This is a genomic window from Luteimonas sp. RIT-PG2_3 (genome assembly GCF_054902115.1).
The window spans coordinates 34417-52897 of sequence record NZ_JBUBPF010000003.1 but is presented as its reverse complement, the minus strand read 5'-3'; the positions used below and the strand labels follow the sequence as shown (position 1 = coordinate 52897).

The following is an 18481-nucleotide window of genomic DNA, read 5'->3' as shown; positions in this document are numbered from 1 at the left end:
GACCGGCATCGCGCGTCTGCCGCGGAAGCGCGGGCAAGTTCGTTATCATCGTGGCTGATTCCGATGGCGATGCCGCAGACGCATCGAGACACGCTTGGCCATTCGTCAGCTCCCCGATACCCTGATCAACCAGATCGCTGCCGGCGAAGTCGTCGAGCGGCCGGCATCCGTGGTCAAGGAACTGGTCGAGAACGCCCTCGATGCCGGCGCGCGTCGCGTCGACATCGAACTCGAAGAGGGCGGCGTCCGCCTGATCCGCATCCGCGACGATGGCAGCGGCATGCCGGCCGAAGAGTTGCCGCTGGCGATCTCGCGCCATGCCACCAGCAAGATCGCCTCGCTGGACGACCTGGAAGCGGTGGCGACGCTGGGGTTCCGGGGCGAAGCGCTGCCGTCGATCGCCTCGGTCAGCCGGTTCCAGCTCAGCTCGCGGCGCGAACAGGATGCGCACGGTTCGGCGCTGCAGGTCGATGGAGGACGCGTCGGAGAGATCGCGCCGCGCCAGCACCCGGTCGGCACCACCGTGGAAGTGCGCGACCTGTTCTACAACGTACCGGCGCGGCGCAAGTTCCTGCGTGCCGAGCGTACCGAGCTGGGGCATATCGAGGAATGGCTGCGCTCGCTGGCATTGTCGCGGCCGGAAGTGGAATTGCGCGTGTCGCACAACGGCAAGCCGTCCCGGCGTTATCGCGGATTCTCCGATGGCGGCAGCATCGAACTGTTTTCCGGCGAACGGCTGGCCGAGACGCTGGGTGCGGATTTCGCCAAGCAGTCGTTGCGCGTCGACCATGCCGCGGCCGGCCTGCGGCTGTCGGGCTGGATCGCGCTGCCGACCTATTCGCGTGCCAGCGCCGATCAGCAGTACCTGTACGTCAACGGCCGCGCGGTGCGCGACCGCAGCGTCGCGCATGCGGTCAAGCAGGCCTATGCCGACGTGCTGTTCCATGGTCGGCAGCCTGCCTACGTGCTGTTCCTGGAGCTCGACCCGACGCGCGTCGACGTCAACGTGCACCCGGCCAAGCACGAGGTACGGTTCCGCGACGCGCGGCTGATCCACGATTTCGTGTTCCGCACGCTGCACGATGCCTTGTCGGAGACGCGTGCTGGCGCGGTTGCCAGTGCGATCGAGCGTCCCTCGTCCGGCATGTCAGGCATGTCGGGCCTGCCCGGTGCCTTCGGCGGCGGCGATGCCGGCGCATCGGTGTGGTCGCGTCCGATGCCACAATCCAACCTGCACCTGCAGGTCGAGGAAGCACGCGCCGCCTATGCGGCCCTGTATGCCTCGCCAGCGACGACCAGCGACGGGGGCGTCGACTCGCCGCGGCCGATGCCGGCGCTGCCGCGGGACGATGCCGCGCATGGCGTGCCACCGCTGGGATTCGCGGTCGCGCAGCTGCATGGCATCTACGTGCTCAGCGAAACCGCCGACGGTCTGATCGTCGTCGACATGCACGCCGCGCACGAACGCATCGGCTATGAGCGCCTGAAGAACGCGCACGACAGCGACGGCCTGCGCACGCAGCCGCTGCTGGTGCCGCAGACCGTGGCCGTGTCCGAGCGCGAGGCCGATGTCGCCGAGCGCGAGACCACGACCCTGCTGGACCTGGGTTTCGAAGTCTCGCGCAGCGGTCCGCAGTCGCTGTTGCTGCGCAGCGTGCCGGCGCTGCTGGCCGAAGGCGATACCGAGGCCTTGCTGCGCGATGTGCTGGCCGACCTGCGCGAGCACGGCGAGAGCCGCCGCATCCGCGCGGCCCGCGACGAACTGTTGTCGACGATGGCCTGCCACGGTGCGATCCGTGCCAACCGCCGGTTGACGATTCCGGAGATGAACGCGCTGCTGCGGCAGATGGAAGTGACCGAGCGTTCAGGCCAGTGCAACCATGGCCGGCCGACCTGGGCGCATTTCTCGCTGCCCGACATCGATCGCTGGTTCCTGCGGGGACGATGACATGCGGTCATCGCGCTGGTTGATCGCGTGCTGCGTCGTGCTGGCGGTTGGCGCGCTGTCGTCCTGCCAGCCTTCGCAGGAGATGCCGGCGTCGAGTCCGAAGGCGGAAGAGGATCCGCAGTTCCTGGCCGACAATGCGCAGTGGCGCCAACACCGTCATGACAGTCTGGTCGGCGACGATGGCTGGACGACGCTGGTGGGCCTGCACTGGCTGTCGCTCGACGCGCATTACGTCGGCAGCGGCGAGCGCAGCGGCATCCGCATCGCCAAGGGCCCCGATGCGTTGGGCCTGGTCCAGCAGCAACGCGGGCAGGTCTACTTCACTCCCGAGCGCGGCGTCGCGGTGACGCGGGACGGCGTGGCGCTGAAGGGACGTGGCCTGCTGGCATCCGACAAGACACCGTCGCCGACCCTGATCGGCTTCGACGAGGGCAAGGGCGAGCTGTCGCTGATCGAGCGCGGCGACCGCAAGGCCTTGCGGATCCGTCATGCCGACGCCGAGGCGCGCCGCAGCTTTGCCGGGCTGGCGTTCTGGCCTGTGGACAGCGGCTGGCGCATCCCGGGACGATTCGTCGCGCATCCGCCGGGCAAGACCATCGAGATCGCCAACATCGTCGGCATCCTGGAACAGTCCCGCAATCCAGGCGTGCTGGTGTTCACGCGCGACGGCGTCGACTACCGGCTGGAAGCGCTCGATGACGGTGAAGGTCGCCTGTTCGTGATCCTGGCCGATCGCACCAGCGGGCAGGGCAGCTACAGCGCCGGCCGTTACCTCGACGTCGATGCCGCCGACGCCGAGGGCCGCGTGATGCTGGATTTCAACCGTGCCTACAACCCACCCTGTGCGTTCACCGATTTCGCGACCTGTCCGTTGCCGCCGCCGGAGAACCGTCTCGACCTCGCGATCACCGCAGGCGAGAAGACCTATGCCAAGCCCACCAAGACTTCAAAGGAATGACATGCAACTGAACTGGCGCCCCTCGCGCAGACTGCTGGCCCCGTTTCTCGGGCTCGCGACCATCGTGGCATTCGCCGGTGCGGTGCAGGCCGACCAGCCCGCGACTGCAGCTGCGACACCGGTCGCCTCCCCGACGTCCGATGGCCGTCCGGTCCCGCTGTTGTGGAAAGTCTCCGACGACGACAATTCGATCTATCTGCTCGGGTCCTTCCACCTGTTGAAGCCCAGCGACTATCCCTTGTCGCAGGACGTCGAGGCCGCGTTCGCCGATGCGCGCCACGTGGTGTTCGAGGTGCCGCCGGAAGAGCTGGGCTCGCCCGAGACCGGCATGTCGATGGCGCAGGCCGGTATGCGCACCGATGGCACGCGCCTCAACAGCAGCCTGACGCCGGAGACGATCGCGCTGCTCGAGGCATGGACCACCGAGAACGCGGGACAACTGCAGAAGATGCAGATCTCACCGGAGGTGCTGCAGATGTTCGAGCCCTGGTTCGTGGGCCTGATGGTGACCGTCACCGAGTTGACCAAGTTCGGCCTCGATCCGGCGCTGGGACTGGACGCGCACTTTGCCGCCAGGGCGCAGCAGGCCGGCAAGCCGACCGCCGGCTTCGAGACCGCACAGCAACAGATCGCCTTCCTTGACGGCATGGACCTGGAGGAGCAACTGCAGTTCCTGCAGGAGTCGCTGAGAACCTCGACCGAAGGCCAGGCCGAGATCGAAAAGCTGCACAACGCCTGGCGCAATGGCGATGAAGCCTATCTGTGGAAGGAACTGGCGGTGGAAATGCGCCGGCAGTTCCCGAAGCTTTACCAGCGCATCAACGTGGACCGCAACGATGCGTGGCTCCCGAAGATCGAGGCCCGGCTGCGCCAGCCCGGCAACGACGACAGCCTGATCGTGGTCGGAGCCCTGCACCTGCTGGGCGAGGATGGCGTGGTCGAAAAGCTGCGCGCGAAGGGCTATGACGTCGAGCGCATCTGCTCGGCCTGCAAGGCGGTGCCGGCCCAACTGCCGGCACGCTGAGGGAGCTGCAGCGCCGCTCGGCCGTGTCTTTAGAACCTGTTTACGATCTTACTGCGCCTGCCATCTGGCGCGCGTGCGGTGCTCGGTTGCTCATGTATCCGCACATACACTGCGCTTTCTGCGCTCCACCACACGCCAGCTGCCGGCGCTCGCGACAGATCGTAAACAGGTTCTTACGGCTGTCGGTCGAGGGGGAAGCCCGGCATCACGAGGGCGACGCGATCTCAATGCAATCCACCGGGCACGCCGGAATGCACAGCTCGCAGCCGGTGCACAGCGGCGCGATCACCGTGTGCATCAGCTTGGCGGCGCCGATGATGGCATCGACCGGACAGGCCTGGATGCACTTGGTGCAGCCGATGCAGTCGGCTTCGACGACGCGTACGACAAGATCGGGCTTCTGCAATCCGCGGGTGCGGTCATAGGGCCTGGAGGCAATGCCGAGCAGACGCGCCAGGGTCCGCGCGCCGTGGTCGCCGCCGGGTGGACAATGATCGGTGCCGGCCTCGCCGTCGGCCATGGCTTGCGCATAGGGACGGCAGCCGTCGTAACCGCATTGCCCGCACTGGGTCTGCGGCAACAGCCGGTCGAGGCGTTCGACCAGCGACGGGGCAGGCACGGCATTCATGCCGCGGTCGTCACTTCACCGGCATGCCGGGCAGTGCGCTGCTGTCGACATCGAGCAGGGCCAGGCTGCCGCCATCGAAACCGGCCGACAGGATCATGCCCTCGCTGACGCCGAAGCGCATCTTGCGCGGTGCGAGGTTGGCGATGAACACGACATGGCGGCCGACCAGGGTCTCCGGCTCGCCATAGCTGGCGCGGATGCCCGAGAAGATCTGCCGCTGGCCGAGATCGCCGGCGTCGAGTTCGAAACGCAGCAGCTTGTCCGAGCCCTCGACGAACGAGCAGGCGAGGACCTTGCCGATGCGCAGATCGAGCTTTGCGAAATCATCGATGCCGATGAGGCCGTCCGCAGGCGTGCTAGCGGTCGCCGCGGTGGCGGTCTTGGGCGCAGCGGCCTGTTTGGCTTTCGCGATCGGCGCCTGGACCACGGCGCCCGGGGTCGCCGAGGCCGCGAGCGTGTCGCGCGACGCTTCGACCATCGCATCGATCTGCTTGGGATCGATGCGCGTGAACAGCGGCGCGTACGGCTTGATCGCGTGGCCGAGCAACGGCGCTTCGAGGTCGGACCAGCGGGCCAGCGGTGCGTCCAGGAACGTCTCGACATGGCCGACGATGCCCGGCAGCACCGGGCGCAGCATGCCGGCGAGCAGCCGGAACAGGTTCAACCCCTGCGTACAGACCGCCTGCAACTGCGCGTCCGCGCCTTCCTGCTTGGCGATGACCCAGGGCTTGTGATCGTCGATGTATCGGTTGGCCTCGTCGGCCAACGTCATCACCGCGCGCAGCACGCTGGCCGGATCGTTGCGTTCGTAGCTGGCGCGGATGCCCGGCAGCGCGTCCACGAAGCGCGCATGCATCGCCGGATCGGGCAGCGCATCGGCCAGTTGGCCGTTGAAGCGCTTGTCGATGAAGCCTGCGCAGCGGCTGGCCAGGTTGACCAGCTTGCCGACCAGGTCGGCATTCACGCGCGCGACGAAATCGCCGAGGTTCAGGTCCAGGTCGTCCACGCCGCCGGAGGACTTGGCCGCGAAGTAATAGCGCAGCGCCTCGGGATGCAGTCCCTGCTCCAGATAGGTGCGCGCCATGATGAAGGTGCCGCGCGACTTCGACATTTTCGCGCCTTCCACCGTCAGGTAGCCGTTGACGTGCAGCCGCGTCGGCGCGCGCATGCCCGAGCCGTGCAGTACCGCTGGCCAGAACAGGCCGTGGAAATTGACGATGTCCTTGCCGATGAAGTGGTGCATTTCCGCCTGGCTGCCGGCGGAGAGGAAACTGTCGAAGTCCAGGCCTTCGCGCTGGCACAGGGCCTGGAAGCTGCTGAGGTAGCCGATCGGCGCATCCAGCCAGACGTACAGGAACTTGCCCGGATGGCCCGGGATCTCGAAGCCGAAGTAGGGCGCGTCGCGGGAGATGTCCCAGGCGCGCAGCCCGCCTTCGCCGTCCAGCCATTCCTGCAGTTTGGCCTTGACGCCCGGCACGCTGACGTCGCTGGCCAGCCATTGCCGCAGGAAGCCGTCGAAGCGGCCGACCTCGAAGAAGAAGTGCAGCGACTCGCGCAGTTCCGGCGTCGCGCCCGACAGCACCGAGCGAGGCTCCTTGAGGTCCGTCGGCGAATAGGTGGCACCGCAATGCTCGCAGTTGTCGCCGTACTGGTCGGGCGTGCCGCAGTTGGGACAGATGCCCTTGATGTAGCGGTCGGGCAGGAACATGCCCTTTTCGGGATCGTAGAACTGCTCGACCGAGCGCTGCGAGATGTGGCCGTTCTCGACCAGCCTGGCGTAGATCGCCTCGGTCAGCGCACGGTTGCCCGGCGAGTGGGTCGAATCGTAGTGGTCGAATGCCACGCTGAAATCGGCGAAGTCGCGCTCATGGCCGGCCTGCATGGTGGCGATGAACGCCTCCGGCGTGGTGCCGGCCTTCTCGGCAGCCAGCATGATCGGCGTGCCATGGGTGTCGTCGGCGCAGACGTAGTGCACTGTGTCGCCGGCCATGCGCCGGGCCCTGACCCAGATGTCGGCCTGGATATAGCCGACCAGGTGGCCCAGGTGCAGCGGACCGTTGGCATAGGGAAGGGCGTTGGTGACGAGCGCGGGGCGGGACATGGGCGGGACTGCAGCAACAGGGGAGCGGGATTATCGCATGCGGGGTGGAGGGGCCATCCCGAGGGCCTGCAAGGACGGCGGCGCGCCGACAGAGCAAGCGTTCGCGCTGGCGCGGCGGGGGCCGTCTTCCAGAAACGACAAGGCCCGGCAATGCCGGGCCCTGAAGCGCGATCATGACGTCGGCTCGTTCAGCCGGCGCGCGACCACTTGGCGGTCCTGCACAGCACCGACATCTTGCAGCCGGTGACTTCCAGGGTCTTCCCGTCCGCCGACAGCTTGACGCTCTTGGCCTTGAAGCTGTCGCCGGTGGACGGCTTGAACCCGCTGCCGTTGCCCCAGCCATCGGCGGTCGGCTTCAGGTCCCACAACACGCGCATGCCGACGATCGGCTTGCCCCGCTGCGAGCCGGAGCAGGCGCTGCAGGTCGCATTGGGCGTGTTGAGCGTCTCGACGACGCGCGCGGTCAGGACGTTGTTGGTGGTGCTGACCTCGACCACGGACATGGCGCGTCCGGTTTCGTCGTCCAGCGTGGTCCAGCGTCCATCCACTGGACTGGTAGCCGACACCAGTGGCGATGCCAGCATGATCGCCGCCGTGGCGACGAGAACTCGGTTCAATTGCATGTCGTACTCCTCCCATTTATTCGTCTGCAGGGCGCGCCGTCATGCGACGAGCCGTGGAAACCTGCTTATAGCGCAATCGGTGCGAATGGGAAGTGCTATCGCTCCGGCGGTTCACGCGGCGTGCGGACCGGTGCATTCAGCCTGAGCCGGTCGTTAAGCGCGGCACGTGTCGTTCGTGCGAGACATGGGGCGTGCCGCGTTCAGGCCGGACGGAAGCGCGCAAGAAGAAGGCCCGACGTTGGCCGGGCCTTCTGGCTTGCTGGTCAGTCCGCCTTGCTGGGCGGAGAGACCGTGACCGTGCCACCGATATGGCGATCGAAGAATTTCAACATCTCGGTGTACAACTTGACGCGATTGGCGACATCGTAGAACCCGTGCATTTCGCCAGACTGGATGATCATGCCTTCGGGCGGATTGCCCGCGGCGATCAGCGCCCTGTTCATCAGCTCGGTCTGCTCCGGCGGAGTACGCACGTCGCGTGCGCCCGCAGCCAGATAGACCGGGATCTTGACCTCGGCAGCGCGGCGGGCCGGAGAGTTCTGTGTCCATTCCGCGGCACTGTTGCCGTGCGTCCTGCGGAGGTATCGCAGTCCCGACTCGCGCTCCGGAATGTCGCCACGCTTGAACATCATGTCGACGTCATAGACACCGACGTAGCCGAAGGTGCATTTGAACAGTCCGGGGGCGCGGATCGGCGCCATCAGCGACGAGTAGCCGCCGAAGCTGCCGCCATAGATGCAGATGCGTTCCTTGTCGGCATAGCCCTGCTGGATGGCCCAATTGGTGGCGTCGATGATGTCGTTCTGGATGCCTTCACCCCATTGGCGATGGCCGGCATCCTGGAACGCCTTCCCGTAGCCGCCCGAACCGCGGTAGTTCATTTGCAGCACCGCGTAGCCACGGCTGGCCAGCAACTGCGTCTCCCAGTTGAAGCCCCAGTTGTCGCGCGGACCGATCGGGCCGCCATGCGGATTGACGATCAGTGGCAGGTTCTTGCCATCGGAGCCATGCGGGATCGTCAGGTAGCCGTAGACGGATTTGCCGTCGCGGGTGGTCACCACGAAAGGCTTGACCGAGGCCATCTTCTCCTTGTCGAGCCATTTGCGACCCTGCATCAGGAAGCGTGCCTTGCCGGTGTCACGGTCGTACAGATACAGCTCCCCCGGGTTGCTGTCGCTGTAGACGGAGACGACGATCTTCTTGCCATCCTCGGTATGGCTCGAGAAATCGACCATCTGGCCCGGGAACGAGGCGGCCAGCGATGCATACAGTTCGGCATCGGGATGGCTCTCGTCGATCAGCTTGACGTTGGGCGCGCCGGCCTCGGTCACCACGCCGATCAGGGTCTTCTCGTCGGTGGACCAGATGTAGTCGGAGACGTCGGCGACCTCGTCCTGGAACAATTGGGTGAACTCGCCGGTTTCGGTGTTCAGCGTGCCGACGGCGGCCGGGCTCTTGTCGTCGCTCTGTTCCACGTAGACGGTACCGTCCAGGGTCGTATTGACCACCCAGAGGTGCTTGCCGTCGGATTTTGAGGCATTGACCAGCGTCCAGCGGCTGTCGTCACGACGGTACAGTTCGGTACGCTCGTCGTACTCGCCTTCCTCATTCTTGCTGGACGAACAGACCGCGAAGCGCGGCAGCTTGGAGGCGTCCAGGGCAATGCTGCAGTTCTCTTTGGGGGCGCGCAGGATCGAGGTGCGACGACCATTCAGAACATCGAGCCTGACGACCTCGGTGCCAGCGCCTTCCGATGAGCGGGGCGAGCGTGCTTCCATGATCACGTACTGGTCGTCGCCCTTGAGCGTGTCCAGCAGCGAGAACCGTTCATTGCTGACCGATTTGCCGCGCTGGGTGGCATCGCGGGTGCCGTAGAAGATCAGCGGACGAGGTTGTGATCCGTCCGCATTGACGCCGTACCATTCGCCCGTTGCGAAGGGCTGTGCGAATCCACCCATCTTGCGCACAGCATTGAACATCAGGCGCTCCGGGCTCACCCAGTAGAAGCTGCCTACGCTCTTCTTGTCCGGAAGCTGGTTGACCTTCAGGATTTGCAGATCGGATGTCCTGAGCACAGTCAGTACATCCTGGTCGCCCTGGTCGACGGTGATCGCAAGATAGTCGCCGTTGGGCGAGATTTTTACTCCGCTGTAAGTGGGGTGCTTGACGAAATCCTCGATCGGCTGCGTTGACGCTGCATGCGACATCGACGAAACGACGAGCGCGATCGGGACAAGCCATTTTGTTAGATTCATGGAAATTATCCTGACGATTTGCTTCTTTGGTGTTGGGGAAGTTTGGCGAGAAAAAAGAAGCCCAGCAAAGCTGGGCTCCTTGGATCATCGATCCAGCAAGTGTCAGCGGAACTTGTAATCGAACTGCACGAAGACTTCGCGGCCGATGGGGCTGTAGGCGCCCCAGAAGAACGGATACGTATTGAAGGAGTTGTCTTCCGGTGCCAGGTCATCGAACACGTTGTTGACGTACAGGCCCAGGGTTGCCTTTTCGGTCAGCTTCTTCTGGACATTGGCATTCCAGATCACGTAGGAACCGATGCGGCCGGTCTCTTCCCAGTTCGGCAACGAGCCCCAGCGGTAGCCATACACCGTCGCTGCCCAGTCGTTGCGCTCCCAGCTTGCCGTCCAGTTGATGCGGCTGCGGAAGTTGAAGAACTGCTTGTGATCGCGAATGTTACGGATGCCGCTGCCCGGGAACTCCTGGTCTTCAAGCTTGAGGACGTGGGTCCAGTTCAGGCCGAAGTTGAAGTCGCCCATGCGATCGGTGTCAAGCGCGTACTTGAACGATGCATCGATGCCGGTGGTTTCCTGCATGGCCTGGTTGAAGGGCACCGAGTTGTACGTGAGCACGTACTCGTCTTCGCCCAGCGCCGGGTTGATGCCTTCACGCTCGATCAGGCTGCGGAAGTACTGGCATGCCGACGAATTGACGTCCACCGGGCTGCCGTCGCGCGTCTGTCCAAGACGGCAGTCGGCTTCATTGCGGCTCAGATAGCTGAACGCGATGTCCTTGACCGCTCCTTCCAGCTTGATCCGGTAGTAGTCGACGCTGACCGACATGCGATCGGCGATGTCCCAGACGAAGCCGATGGTGGTGGATTTTCCGGTTTCTTCCTTCAGGTTGATGTTGCCTTCGCGCTGGCCGCTGTACGAATATGAATAATCCGTACCGGAGCCGCAATCCTCGTTGCTCAGAGGATTCAAGCCGTCACGACGGCAACGGTACTCGTCCAGTGCCGAGTTGAGGAAGAAGCCCGAAGGCTGGGCGAAGATGTAGTGCATGTCGGGTGCGCGGAAGCTGGTGCTGTGGCTTGCGCGCAGGAGCAGGCTGTCCACCGGACGCCACTCGAGCCCGGCCATCCAGGTGCTGGCGCCGTCGACACTACTGGCGTCGTCGTACTTGTCATGGCGTCCCGCGATGTTTGCCCGGAAGGTCTCGAAGATCGGAATACTGAACTCGACACCGAGTGCATAGCGGGTGCGGTCGCCGCCGCCGCCGGTGGCGGTGCGACCCATCGGCGCATCATTGCCGGTGTAATCGAGCCGCATGCGGGCATCAGGCGTAATGTCGTACTCCTGCTGTGCAGCTTCCAGGATGGCAGCCATGCCGACCGCGCCTGCCGGAAGTTCAAACAGGTCGCCGCTCACACTGAACGAGGCCTGCGTGACTTCGGAGTCGGCCTTGCTGCTGTAGGTCTCGCTGAAGGACTGCACTTCCGCCGGCGTCAGCGGGCGCAGCAGACGATCGGTACGCAGGTTGTAGATCGGCAGGCCGGTTCCGGTGGTTCCCAGCCTTTGGCCAAAGAAGAAATCGCGAACACGGCTGGCGACCGGCCAGTTGAATTCATCATCGGCACGGTAACGCGCGTGGGACACAGTGGCATCCCAGTCGAAACGGTCGTTGATGAAGGTGCCACGCAGGCCTGCGGCGACATCGAAGCTCAGTTCGTCATAGCGGTTCTCTGCGCCCACGTTGCCGACTTCCTCGGGCGTGAAGATGCGCAGGATATTGCCAACGGTTCCGCCGAAATTGGGATCATAGAAGTTGCCGATCCCGAGCGTTGCACCGCTCTGGATGAAGCGCGTCGCAGACGCCAGTTTGGCTTTGCTGTTGTTGAAGCCCAACTGGGTCCATGCCTGCATCCCGCCGTCGAAGTCGTAGGTTCCGTAGAGGTAGCCTGCGATTGAGCTGTCCGAGTTGCGGATGGACTGCGTTGCCGGATAGCCGAAATAGCCGCAAGCATTCGGGACGGGCTGGGCCGACGTGGTCCGATAGGTTTCAAACTGGCTGAACCGGCCGCAGGTCGCCGCAAGGCCATCGGGCCACTCACGGATCGCACCCGCGCCGCGATTGACCGTGAAGCGAACGCCTTCAACCGGCAGGGCGTCGGCGGGATCGACAGAGGGGTCGTCGCGATAGGAATCCATGAAATCGCGCTGGCGCGCATAGATGGCTTCACGCTCGAGGAGCTCCGCGGCGTAGGTCACGCTCCAGTTGTCGCCGGTCTTTCCGCCGATCCATTGGACGCGACCGCTGTCACCGCCGCCACGGGTCGTGGTACCGCCACGGAGGGTGACCAGGTCGCCTTCGTAGTTGGTCTTCAGGATGACGTTGACGACACCTGCGACGGCATCGGAGCCATAGATGGCGGATGCACCACCCGAGAGCACTTCGATGCGCTCGATCGCGGCTGCAGGAATATTCGCAAGATTGACTGCATTGGACTGGCCGTTGTAAGGCAGGGGGTAGTCCGCCGCGCGGCGTCCATTGACGAGGATGAGCTGGTAGCCCGGTCCCAGGCCTCTCAGGTTCAGGAAGCTCGCGTTCTGGGTGAAGCCACCGGCCGTCAGCTCGTTCTGGACGCTACCGGTGAACTGGCTCAGCGTATTGAGTGCGTCGTAAACCGTATTGAAGCCTTGCTTCTCGATATCGGCGGCGGTGACGATCGTGACCGGCGCCGGGCCCTCGATTTCAGCGCGCTTGATGCGCGAACCGGTGACGGTCACCTTGTCGAGATTCGTTGCACCGCGGGTGGTCGGAGCGTTTTCGGTCTGCGTGGCTTGTTCGGCAGCCTGTGTCGAATCCTGCGCGAAGGCGCTTCCCGCCGACAACGTCATGGCCATCACGATGGCGGTGCTGAGTCTGCTCGCCTGGTGACGCTTATAATTTTGTGCAGTCATTTCAAGTTATCCCCTACAAGGAATGCGTGATTTCAAAACAGCTGTTGCCTTTGAAAGAGCCATCGGTCACGTCCCGTATAGGTTTCAAATGAGCCGACCACGAAAACTTAACATGACGTTAACCTCAATGCCACACGTTGCCGGCGCGAATTTCGACCGTAAAAACACTTAATTGCGGCTGGTCGGGGGAGATTCCCTATTCAGCTAGGCAAAAGTCAGTCCCGTCGATGGCCGCCGAGTCAGCTCCGAATTCCGCCCTTGGATAAAGCTCCCCCATGAAAACAGTCCCCCACGCCGTCCAGCCCAACCTCAAACCCCTGCCGCGGATCCGCAACATCATCGCGATCGGGTCGGGGAAGGGAGGGGTAGGAAAATCAACGACTTCCGTGAACCTGGCGCTGGCACTGGCGGCCGACGGGGCGCGGGTCGGCTTGCTGGATGCGGACATCTATGGGCCCAGCATCCCGATGATGCTGGGGATCTCGGGCAAGCCCGACAGCCCGGACGGCAAGTCGATCGAGCCCAAGCGGGCGTTCGGGATCGAGGCGATGTCGATCGGACTGCTGGTCGAGCAGGACACGCCGATGATCTGGCGCGGGCCGATGGCGACGTCGGCGCTGACCCAGTTGCTCAACGACACGCTGTGGGGGGGCGATGAGGGGCTGGACTACCTGATCGTCGACCTGCCGCCGGGCACCGGCGACATCCAGCTGACGCTGGCGCAGAAGATTCCGGTCGCGGGGGCGGTCATCGTCACCACGCCGCAGGAGCTGGCAACGCTGGACGCGCGCAAGGCGCTGAAGATGTTCGAGAAGGTCGAGGTGCCGGTGCTGGGCCTGGTCGAGAACATGGCCCAGCACGTGTGTTCCAACTGCGGTCATGTCGAGCATCTGTTCGGCCAGGGCGGCGGCGAGCGGATGGCGGCGCAGTATGGGGTGCCATTGCTGGGCTCGTTACCGCTGGAGGTCGCGATCCGGGAGCAGGGCGATGCCGGCATCCCGATCATGGTCTCGGCGCCGGAGTCGGCGGCTGCGCAGGCCTACCGCAGTACGGCGCGCAGACTGGCCGAGGTGCTGGCGCAGCGGCCGCGCGCGTCGATGTCGATCTCGCTGTCGGTGGTCTGATCGGCCGTCCCGCCGGTTCGATCATCGGCCTTGCCGCGCGGTCGGTGCGTGCGCGATGGGCGGCCGGCGCAGCGCCGGGTCGCCCGGCTCTGCAATAATGTGGGTCGGGCCGCGTCGGCCGCAGGGAATCACTACATGAGCATCAAGAGCGATCGCTGGATCCGGCGGATGTCGGAACAGCCCGGCGGCATGATCGAGCCGTTCGAGGCGGGGCAAGTCAAGTTTGCCGACAAGACCGGGGCGGGCGGCCAGCGCATCGTCAGCTACGGGACGTCGAGCTACGGCTACGACGTGCGTTGCTCGCGCGAGTTCAAGATCTTCACCAACATCAATTCGACGATCGTCGATCCCAAACATTTCGATCCCGGCAGCTTCGTCGACATCGAGGCCGACGAGTGCATCATCCCGCCCAACTCGTTCGCGCTGGCGCGCACGGTGGAGTACTTCCGGATTCCGCGCGACACCCTGGTGGTCTGCCTGGGCAAGAGCACCTATGCGCGTTGCGGGATCATCGTCAACGTGACGCCGCTGGAGCCGGAGTGGGAAGGCCACGTGACGCTGGAGTTCAGCAACACCACGCCGCTGCCGGCACGGATCTACGCCAACGAGGGCGTGGCGCAGATGCTGTTCTTCCAGTCCGACGCCGATGACGTCTGCGAAACCTCGTACAAGGATCGCGGCGGCAAGTACCAGGGCCAGACCGGCGTGACGCTGCCGCGGACCTGAGGGCGCCTCGCGTCTTGATCGTGGCGGGATCTGCCTGCCCGTTGCCGCGCCGGGCCGACCTGCATCGTCGGGCCAGCGTGTGCCAGTCAGGCCGGCACATCGCGTGCTGATCGCCTGCCGATCGCCTCAGCCGGCCAGCCCGGCCTGCAGTCGCGTGATCCGCTCGACCAGCGCTTCTGGCGAGTACGGGCGCGCGGCGACGCGGCCCCAGACCGGCGCCGGCCAGGCCGGGTCGTCTTCATAACGGCCGATGACATGCACGTGCAGCTGCGGCACCAGGTTGCCGAGCGCTGCAACGTTGAGCTTGAACGGCTGGAACGTGCGGCTGAGCAGGTGCGAGGCCTGGTCGATCTCGTCGGTCAGTGTGCGGCGCTGGTCGGCATCGAGTTCGATCAGTTCGCGCGCATCGACGATCCGGGGCACCAGCACCAGCCACGGATAGTTAGCGTCATCCATCAGCCGCAGGTCGCACAGCGCCAGGCTCGCCAGCGGATGCGTATCGTTGGCCAACTGCGGATGCAGCGCGTAGCGCGTGGCCTGTTGTGCCTGCCTGCCCATGATGTCCTCCGTTGCTGCACGCGGGGTGCCGGTTGCCGATGATTGTGCACGCCTGGTTGTGCGCGATCGGTTAAGCGGCCAGGTAGGTGAGCGGGTACGCGGGTCGCATGCGCCGGATCCTGCGGTCGTAAGCCAGCGCACGCGGGCCTACCTGTTGATGAGGGATCAGCTGAGCGCGGATTCGAGGAAGCGCAGCGTGTCCCGTCGCGCCTGCGATGCGCTCTCTGCGTGGTAGTGGCCGGGATCGACATCGCGATTGAAGGCATGGCCTCCCGGATACACCTGCAGTTCGGCGTTCGGCTGCAGGAGCTGGTGCTGCGCGATGTCGGCCGCCAGGATGCTGGCGTCATCCTCGCCAAAGTGGAAGCGCATCGGTGCCTGCAGCGGCTCGTCGAGGAAGGGCAGCGTGCGCGCGCCATAGAAGCTGACCGCGGGCAGGCCCAGCCGGGTATTGGCGAGGAAGGCCAGGGTGCCGCCCCAGCAGAATCCGACCGCCGCCACCTTGTGGCCTTCGCCGCGCAGCAGGGCCACGGCCGCCGCCAATTGCTGGAGGGCGCGCTCGGTCCCCAGTTCCGTGACCAGGGCGCGCCCGGCGGCGAAGCCGGCCTCGTCGTAGCCGAGTTCGACATGACGCTGCACCGGGTCGAACAGCGAGGGTGCCAGCGCCGTATAGCCCTGGGTCGCGTAGCGGTTGGCGACACTGCGGATATGTTCGTTGACGCCGAAGATCTCCTGGATCACCAGGATCGCGCCGAACGCCGCCGCCCCATTGGGTGGGTCGGCACGCCAGGCATTGATCGGTCCCAGCGGGGTCGGAATGGCGATATCGCGGCCCATGGCGTCACCTCGGCAGAGTGATGGCCGGAGTTTAGCGGGGAAGCGGGCGGCGCGGGACGGGATCGCGCCGGGACAAGTCAGCTGTGCGGGTCAGGAGCGGTTGGCCGGGCAACGGTATACTGCGCGACCTTCGGCCGCCGTGCCGGCCTGGCCGCTGAGGGCGCCGGTCCGCGATGGCCAACCCGAGGATAACGCCCGTGGCCATTGCCGGGGCGTGGCCTTCGATCTTCCTTTTCATCCCCTTTCAGCCACGGATCCGCATGTCCGCAGCCAATCCCAAGGTCGGTTTCGTCAGTCTCGGTTGCCCGAAGGCACTGGTCGATTCCGAACGCATCCTGACCCAGTTGCGCGTCGAGGGCTACGAGCTCGTGCCGACCTACGACGATGCCGACGTGGTGGTGGTCAACACCTGCGGCTTCATCGATTCGGCGGTCACCGAATCGCTGGACGCCATCGGCGAAGCGATGGCCGAGAACGGCAAGGTCATCGTCACCGGCTGCCTGGGCAAGCGCGGCGACCTGATCCGCGAGGCGCACCCGGGCGTGCTGTCGATCAGCGGGCCGCAGGACTACGATAGCGTGATGTCCGCCGTGCATACGGCACTGCCGCCCAAACATGACCCGTTCATCGACCTGCTGCCGAGACGGATCGCAGAAGACGATGTCGGCATCAAGCTGACGCCGAAGCACTACGCCTACCTGAAGATTTCGGAAGGCTGCAACCACCGTTGCAGCTTCTGCATCATCCCGTCGATGCGCGGCGACCTGGTGTCGCGCCCGGTCGACGAGGTGTTGCGCGAAGCCGAGCGCCTGGTCACCCGTGGCGGCGTGCGCGAGCTGCTGGTGATTTCGCAGGACACCTCGGCCTATGGCGTGGATACCCGCTACGCCGAGCGCGAATGGCGCGGCAAGGCCTACCAGACGCGGATGAAGGCGCTGTGCGAGGGACTGTCGGAGTTGGGCGTGTGGACGCGTCTGCACTACGTCTATCCATATCCGCATGTCGACGACATCATTCCGCTGATGGCCGAGACCCGCAACGGCGTGCCCAAGCTGCTGCCGTACCTGGACATTCCGTTCCAGCACGCCAGCCCGCGCATCCTCAAGCTGATGAAGCGGCCGGGCGCGGTCGACAAGATCCGCGAGCGCATCGCGCGCTGGCGCGAGATCTGCCCGGAACTGACGATCCGCAGCACCTTCATCGTCGGTTTCCCCGGCGAGACCGAGGCCGAGTTCCAGGAGCTGCTGGACTTCATGCAGGACGTGCAACTGGACCGCGTCGGCGCATTCGCCTATTCGCCGGTCGATGGTGCCAGCGCCAATGCCTTGCCCGGCCCGGTGGACGAGGCGGTCAAGCAGGAGCGGCTGGCGCGCTTCATGGACGTGCAGGCGGCGATTTCGTCGGCGCGGCTCGAGGCCAAGGTCGGCACGGTCCAGCGCTGCCTGGTCGATGCGATCGATGGCGAGCTGGCGATCGCGCGGTCGATGGCCGACGCCCCGGAGATCGATGGCGTCGTGCAGATCCAGGACGGCCGCGATGCCGGGCTGCAGCCGGGCGAATTCGTCGATGTCCGCATCATGGGCAGTGACGAGCACGACCTGTACGGCGAGACCGAATACAACGACAGCGGCTTCGACGGCAGCGATACGCGCCTGCCGGTCCTGAACTGACTGCACGTTCCGAAGGGGCGCACGGTCGCTGCGCCGCGATTTACTCAAGCGCGTTACTCCAGCGCGCGCCCGATGCGCCAGTAGCCCATGAAGGTGATCTGGCCCTTGTCGATGCCGGCCTGCTGCACCAGGTGCCGGCGCAGGGCCATGACCGCGCTGGATTCGCCGGCGATCCAGGCATAGAACGCGTCACCGGCGCTGGTCGCAGTTTCCCAGGGCATGTCGTCCTGGGGATCCTGTTCCGGGCCCTGTTCCTGATCCGCGCCCGCGTCCTGCGACGCTGCAGGCGCATGCTGCACGAACAGTGCGGCTACCGAGGCCATCAGGCATTCGCCATGCGCGCGGCCCTCGCGCGGCAACCACTGCACGCGCGCATCGGCCGGAGCGGCGAAGTCGAGCGCGCCGAGCGCGTCGGCATCGCCCTGCAGCGGCACTTCGATCAGGCAGTCGACCTGGGGCGGTGCGGGCATCGCGGCCAGCGTGCGCAGGATGCCGAGGGCCGCCGGCAGCGCGGTCTCGTCGGCGACGATCAGTACGCGGCGCACGCCGGTGGGCGGCTTCCATTCGTAACCGCCGGTCTCGTCGTCCTGCTGCTGCCGCGGCGCCAGCAGGGCAACGCGGTCGCCGACTTTGGCGTGCACCGCCCAGCTCGAGGCCGGGCCGCTGTCGCCATGCAGCACGAAGTCGACATCGACCTCGGCCTGCGCGGCGCGCAGCGCGCTGATGGTGTAGGTGCGCATCGGCGGCCGTTGCGTGGGCGCCATCGCGCGGTAATGCGCGTACCAGTCCGGGCCTTCCGGCGGTGCCGGTGCGATCTGTCCCGGCAATGGGAAGAACACCTTGATCCGCTGATCGGGGCCCGGGCAGGCCATCCCGGCGACGTCGGGCGCGCCGAACACGAAGCGTGCAAGCGAGGGCGACAGGTCGTGGCGTGCCTTGACCTCGACGTGGAACAGACGATACGTGCTGGGTTTGGCCATGGGGTGCATCCAGCCATGGTGGACATGGCAAGCCGAAGAAATGGGGTTGGCTGGCCTGGCGATGACGTGGCGCGGATGGCTGGCTGCAGGGGCAGTCGTCATTGTA

Annotated in this window: 14 protein-coding genes; 6 read left to right on the top strand and 8 right to left on the bottom strand. The window is 65.4% G+C overall.

Annotation, left to right across the window (positions count from 1 at the left end):
- Positions 1–94 precede the first annotated feature (94 nt).
- From mutL to ACYX7E_RS05185, 3 genes are read left to right on the top strand one after another with little or no spacing between them, the layout of a single operon-like run.
- Positions 95–1948, top strand: coding sequence for a DNA mismatch repair endonuclease MutL (mutL, locus tag ACYX7E_RS05195; RefSeq protein ID WP_462079509.1), 1854 nt, complete (start codon positions 95–97; stop codon positions 1946–1948).
- 1 nt (position 1949) lies between these two features.
- On the top strand, positions 1950–2906 hold the full coding sequence (locus ACYX7E_RS05190; RefSeq protein ID WP_462079508.1) for a DUF1684 domain-containing protein: 957 nt from the start codon (positions 1950–1952) through the stop codon (positions 2904–2906).
- 1 nt (position 2907) lies between these two features.
- Positions 2908–3930 (top strand): TraB/GumN family protein, encoded by a 1023-nt coding sequence (locus ACYX7E_RS05185; protein ID WP_462079507.1) that lies wholly within the window; start codon positions 2908–2910, stop codon positions 3928–3930.
- A gap of 205 nt (positions 3931–4135) precedes the next feature.
- Here the strand turns inward: ACYX7E_RS05185 and rnfB are convergent, their stop codons facing one another.
- The 5 genes from rnfB to ACYX7E_RS05160 form a co-directional block, all read right to left on the bottom strand.
- The gene (gene rnfB, locus ACYX7E_RS05180; RefSeq protein ID WP_462079506.1) at positions 4136–4558 is read right to left on the bottom strand and encodes an Rnf electron transport complex subunit RnfB; all 423 of its coding nucleotides are present in this window, start codon (positions 4556–4558) and stop codon (positions 4136–4138) included.
- Positions 4559–4568: 10 nt separating this feature from the next.
- Positions 4569–6659: a methionine--tRNA ligase gene (gene metG / locus ACYX7E_RS05175; RefSeq protein ID WP_462079505.1), complete on the bottom strand. Its 2091-nt coding sequence runs from the start codon at positions 6657–6659 to the stop codon at positions 4569–4571.
- A 188-nt stretch (positions 6660–6847) separates the two neighbouring features.
- A complete protein-coding gene (locus ACYX7E_RS05170) occupies positions 6848–7282 on the bottom strand; it encodes a DUF2147 domain-containing protein (RefSeq protein ID WP_462079504.1) in 435 nt (144 codons plus the stop codon).
- Positions 7283–7545: 263 nt separating this feature from the next.
- A complete protein-coding gene (locus ACYX7E_RS05165; RefSeq protein ID WP_462079503.1) occupies positions 7546–9537 on the bottom strand; it encodes a S9 family peptidase in 1992 nt (663 codons plus the stop codon).
- Positions 9538–9639: 102 nt separating this feature from the next.
- A complete protein-coding gene (locus tag ACYX7E_RS05160) occupies positions 9640–12423 on the bottom strand; it encodes a TonB-dependent receptor plug domain-containing protein (RefSeq protein WP_462079502.1) in 2784 nt (927 codons plus the stop codon).
- A 332-nt stretch (positions 12424–12755) separates the two neighbouring features.
- On the opposite strand from ACYX7E_RS05160, the gene apbC reads away from it, so the two are divergent.
- The gene (apbC, locus tag ACYX7E_RS05155; RefSeq protein WP_462079501.1) at positions 12756–13604 is read left to right on the top strand and encodes an iron-sulfur cluster carrier protein ApbC; all 849 of its coding nucleotides are present in this window, start codon (positions 12756–12758) and stop codon (positions 13602–13604) included.
- Between the two features lie 135 nt (positions 13605–13739).
- Positions 13740–14330, top strand: a complete 591-nt coding sequence (gene dcd, locus ACYX7E_RS05150) for a dCTP deaminase (protein WP_462079500.1) — start codon at positions 13740–13742, stop codon at positions 14328–14330.
- Positions 14331–14456: 126 nt separating this feature from the next.
- On the opposite strand, the gene ACYX7E_RS05145 is transcribed toward dcd, so the two are convergent.
- Together ACYX7E_RS05145 and ACYX7E_RS05140 are read right to left on the bottom strand one after the other, a co-directional pair.
- The gene (locus ACYX7E_RS05145) at positions 14457–14888 is read right to left on the bottom strand and encodes an HIT family protein (protein ID WP_462079499.1); all 432 of its coding nucleotides are present in this window, start codon (positions 14886–14888) and stop codon (positions 14457–14459) included.
- Positions 14889–15053: 165 nt separating this feature from the next.
- Positions 15054–15725, bottom strand: a complete 672-nt coding sequence (locus tag ACYX7E_RS05140) for a dienelactone hydrolase family protein (RefSeq protein ID WP_462079498.1) — start codon at positions 15723–15725, stop codon at positions 15054–15056.
- 260 nt (positions 15726–15985) lie between these two features.
- On the opposite strand from ACYX7E_RS05140, the gene rimO reads away from it, so the two are divergent.
- Positions 15986–17395, top strand: a complete 1410-nt coding sequence (gene rimO / locus ACYX7E_RS05135; protein ID WP_462079497.1) for a 30S ribosomal protein S12 methylthiotransferase RimO — start codon at positions 15986–15988, stop codon at positions 17393–17395.
- A 53-nt stretch (positions 17396–17448) separates the two neighbouring features.
- On the opposite strand, the gene ACYX7E_RS05130 is transcribed toward rimO, so the two are convergent.
- Complete coding sequence (locus ACYX7E_RS05130; RefSeq protein ID WP_462079496.1) at positions 17449–18375, bottom strand: siderophore-interacting protein; 927 nt, start codon at positions 18373–18375, stop codon at positions 17449–17451.
- Between the last annotated feature and the right edge of the window lie 106 nt (positions 18376–18481).

Bases quoted from the DNA above. Each gene is read 5' to 3' on its own strand.
- ACYX7E_RS05140 (WP_462079498.1), bottom strand. From the start codon at position 15,725: ATGGGCCGCGATATCGCCATTCCGACCCCGCTGGGACCGATCAATGCC.
- rimO (WP_462079497.1), top strand. From the start codon at position 15,986: ATGTCCGCAGCCAATCCCAAGGTCGGTTTCGTCAGTCTCGGTTGCCCG.
- rnfB (WP_462079506.1), bottom strand. From the start codon at position 4,558: ATGAATGCCGTGCCTGCCCCGTCGCTGGTCGAACGCCTCGACCGGCTG.
- ACYX7E_RS05165 (WP_462079503.1), bottom strand. From the start codon at position 9,537: ATGAATCTAACAAAATGGCTTGTCCCGATCGCGCTCGTCGTTTCGTCG.
- ACYX7E_RS05160 (WP_462079502.1), bottom strand. From the start codon at position 12,423: ATGGCCATGACGTTGTCGGCGGGAAGCGCCTTCGCGCAGGATTCGACA.
- ACYX7E_RS05145 (WP_462079499.1), bottom strand. From the start codon at position 14,888: ATGGGCAGGCAGGCACAACAGGCCACGCGCTACGCGCTGCATCCGCAG.
- metG (WP_462079505.1), bottom strand. From the start codon at position 6,659: ATGTCCCGCCCCGCGCTCGTCACCAACGCCCTTCCCTATGCCAACGGT.
- dcd (WP_462079500.1), top strand. From the start codon at position 13,740: ATGAGCATCAAGAGCGATCGCTGGATCCGGCGGATGTCGGAACAGCCC.
- ACYX7E_RS05130 (WP_462079496.1), bottom strand. From the start codon at position 18,375: ATGGCCAAACCCAGCACGTATCGTCTGTTCCACGTCGAGGTCAAGGCA.
- ACYX7E_RS05170 (WP_462079504.1), bottom strand. From the start codon at position 7,282: ATGCAATTGAACCGAGTTCTCGTCGCCACGGCGGCGATCATGCTGGCA.
- ACYX7E_RS05185 (WP_462079507.1), top strand. From the start codon at position 2,908: ATGCAACTGAACTGGCGCCCCTCGCGCAGACTGCTGGCCCCGTTTCTC.
- ACYX7E_RS05190 (WP_462079508.1), top strand. From the start codon at position 1,950: ATGCGGTCATCGCGCTGGTTGATCGCGTGCTGCGTCGTGCTGGCGGTT.
- apbC (WP_462079501.1), top strand. From the start codon at position 12,756: ATGAAAACAGTCCCCCACGCCGTCCAGCCCAACCTCAAACCCCTGCCG.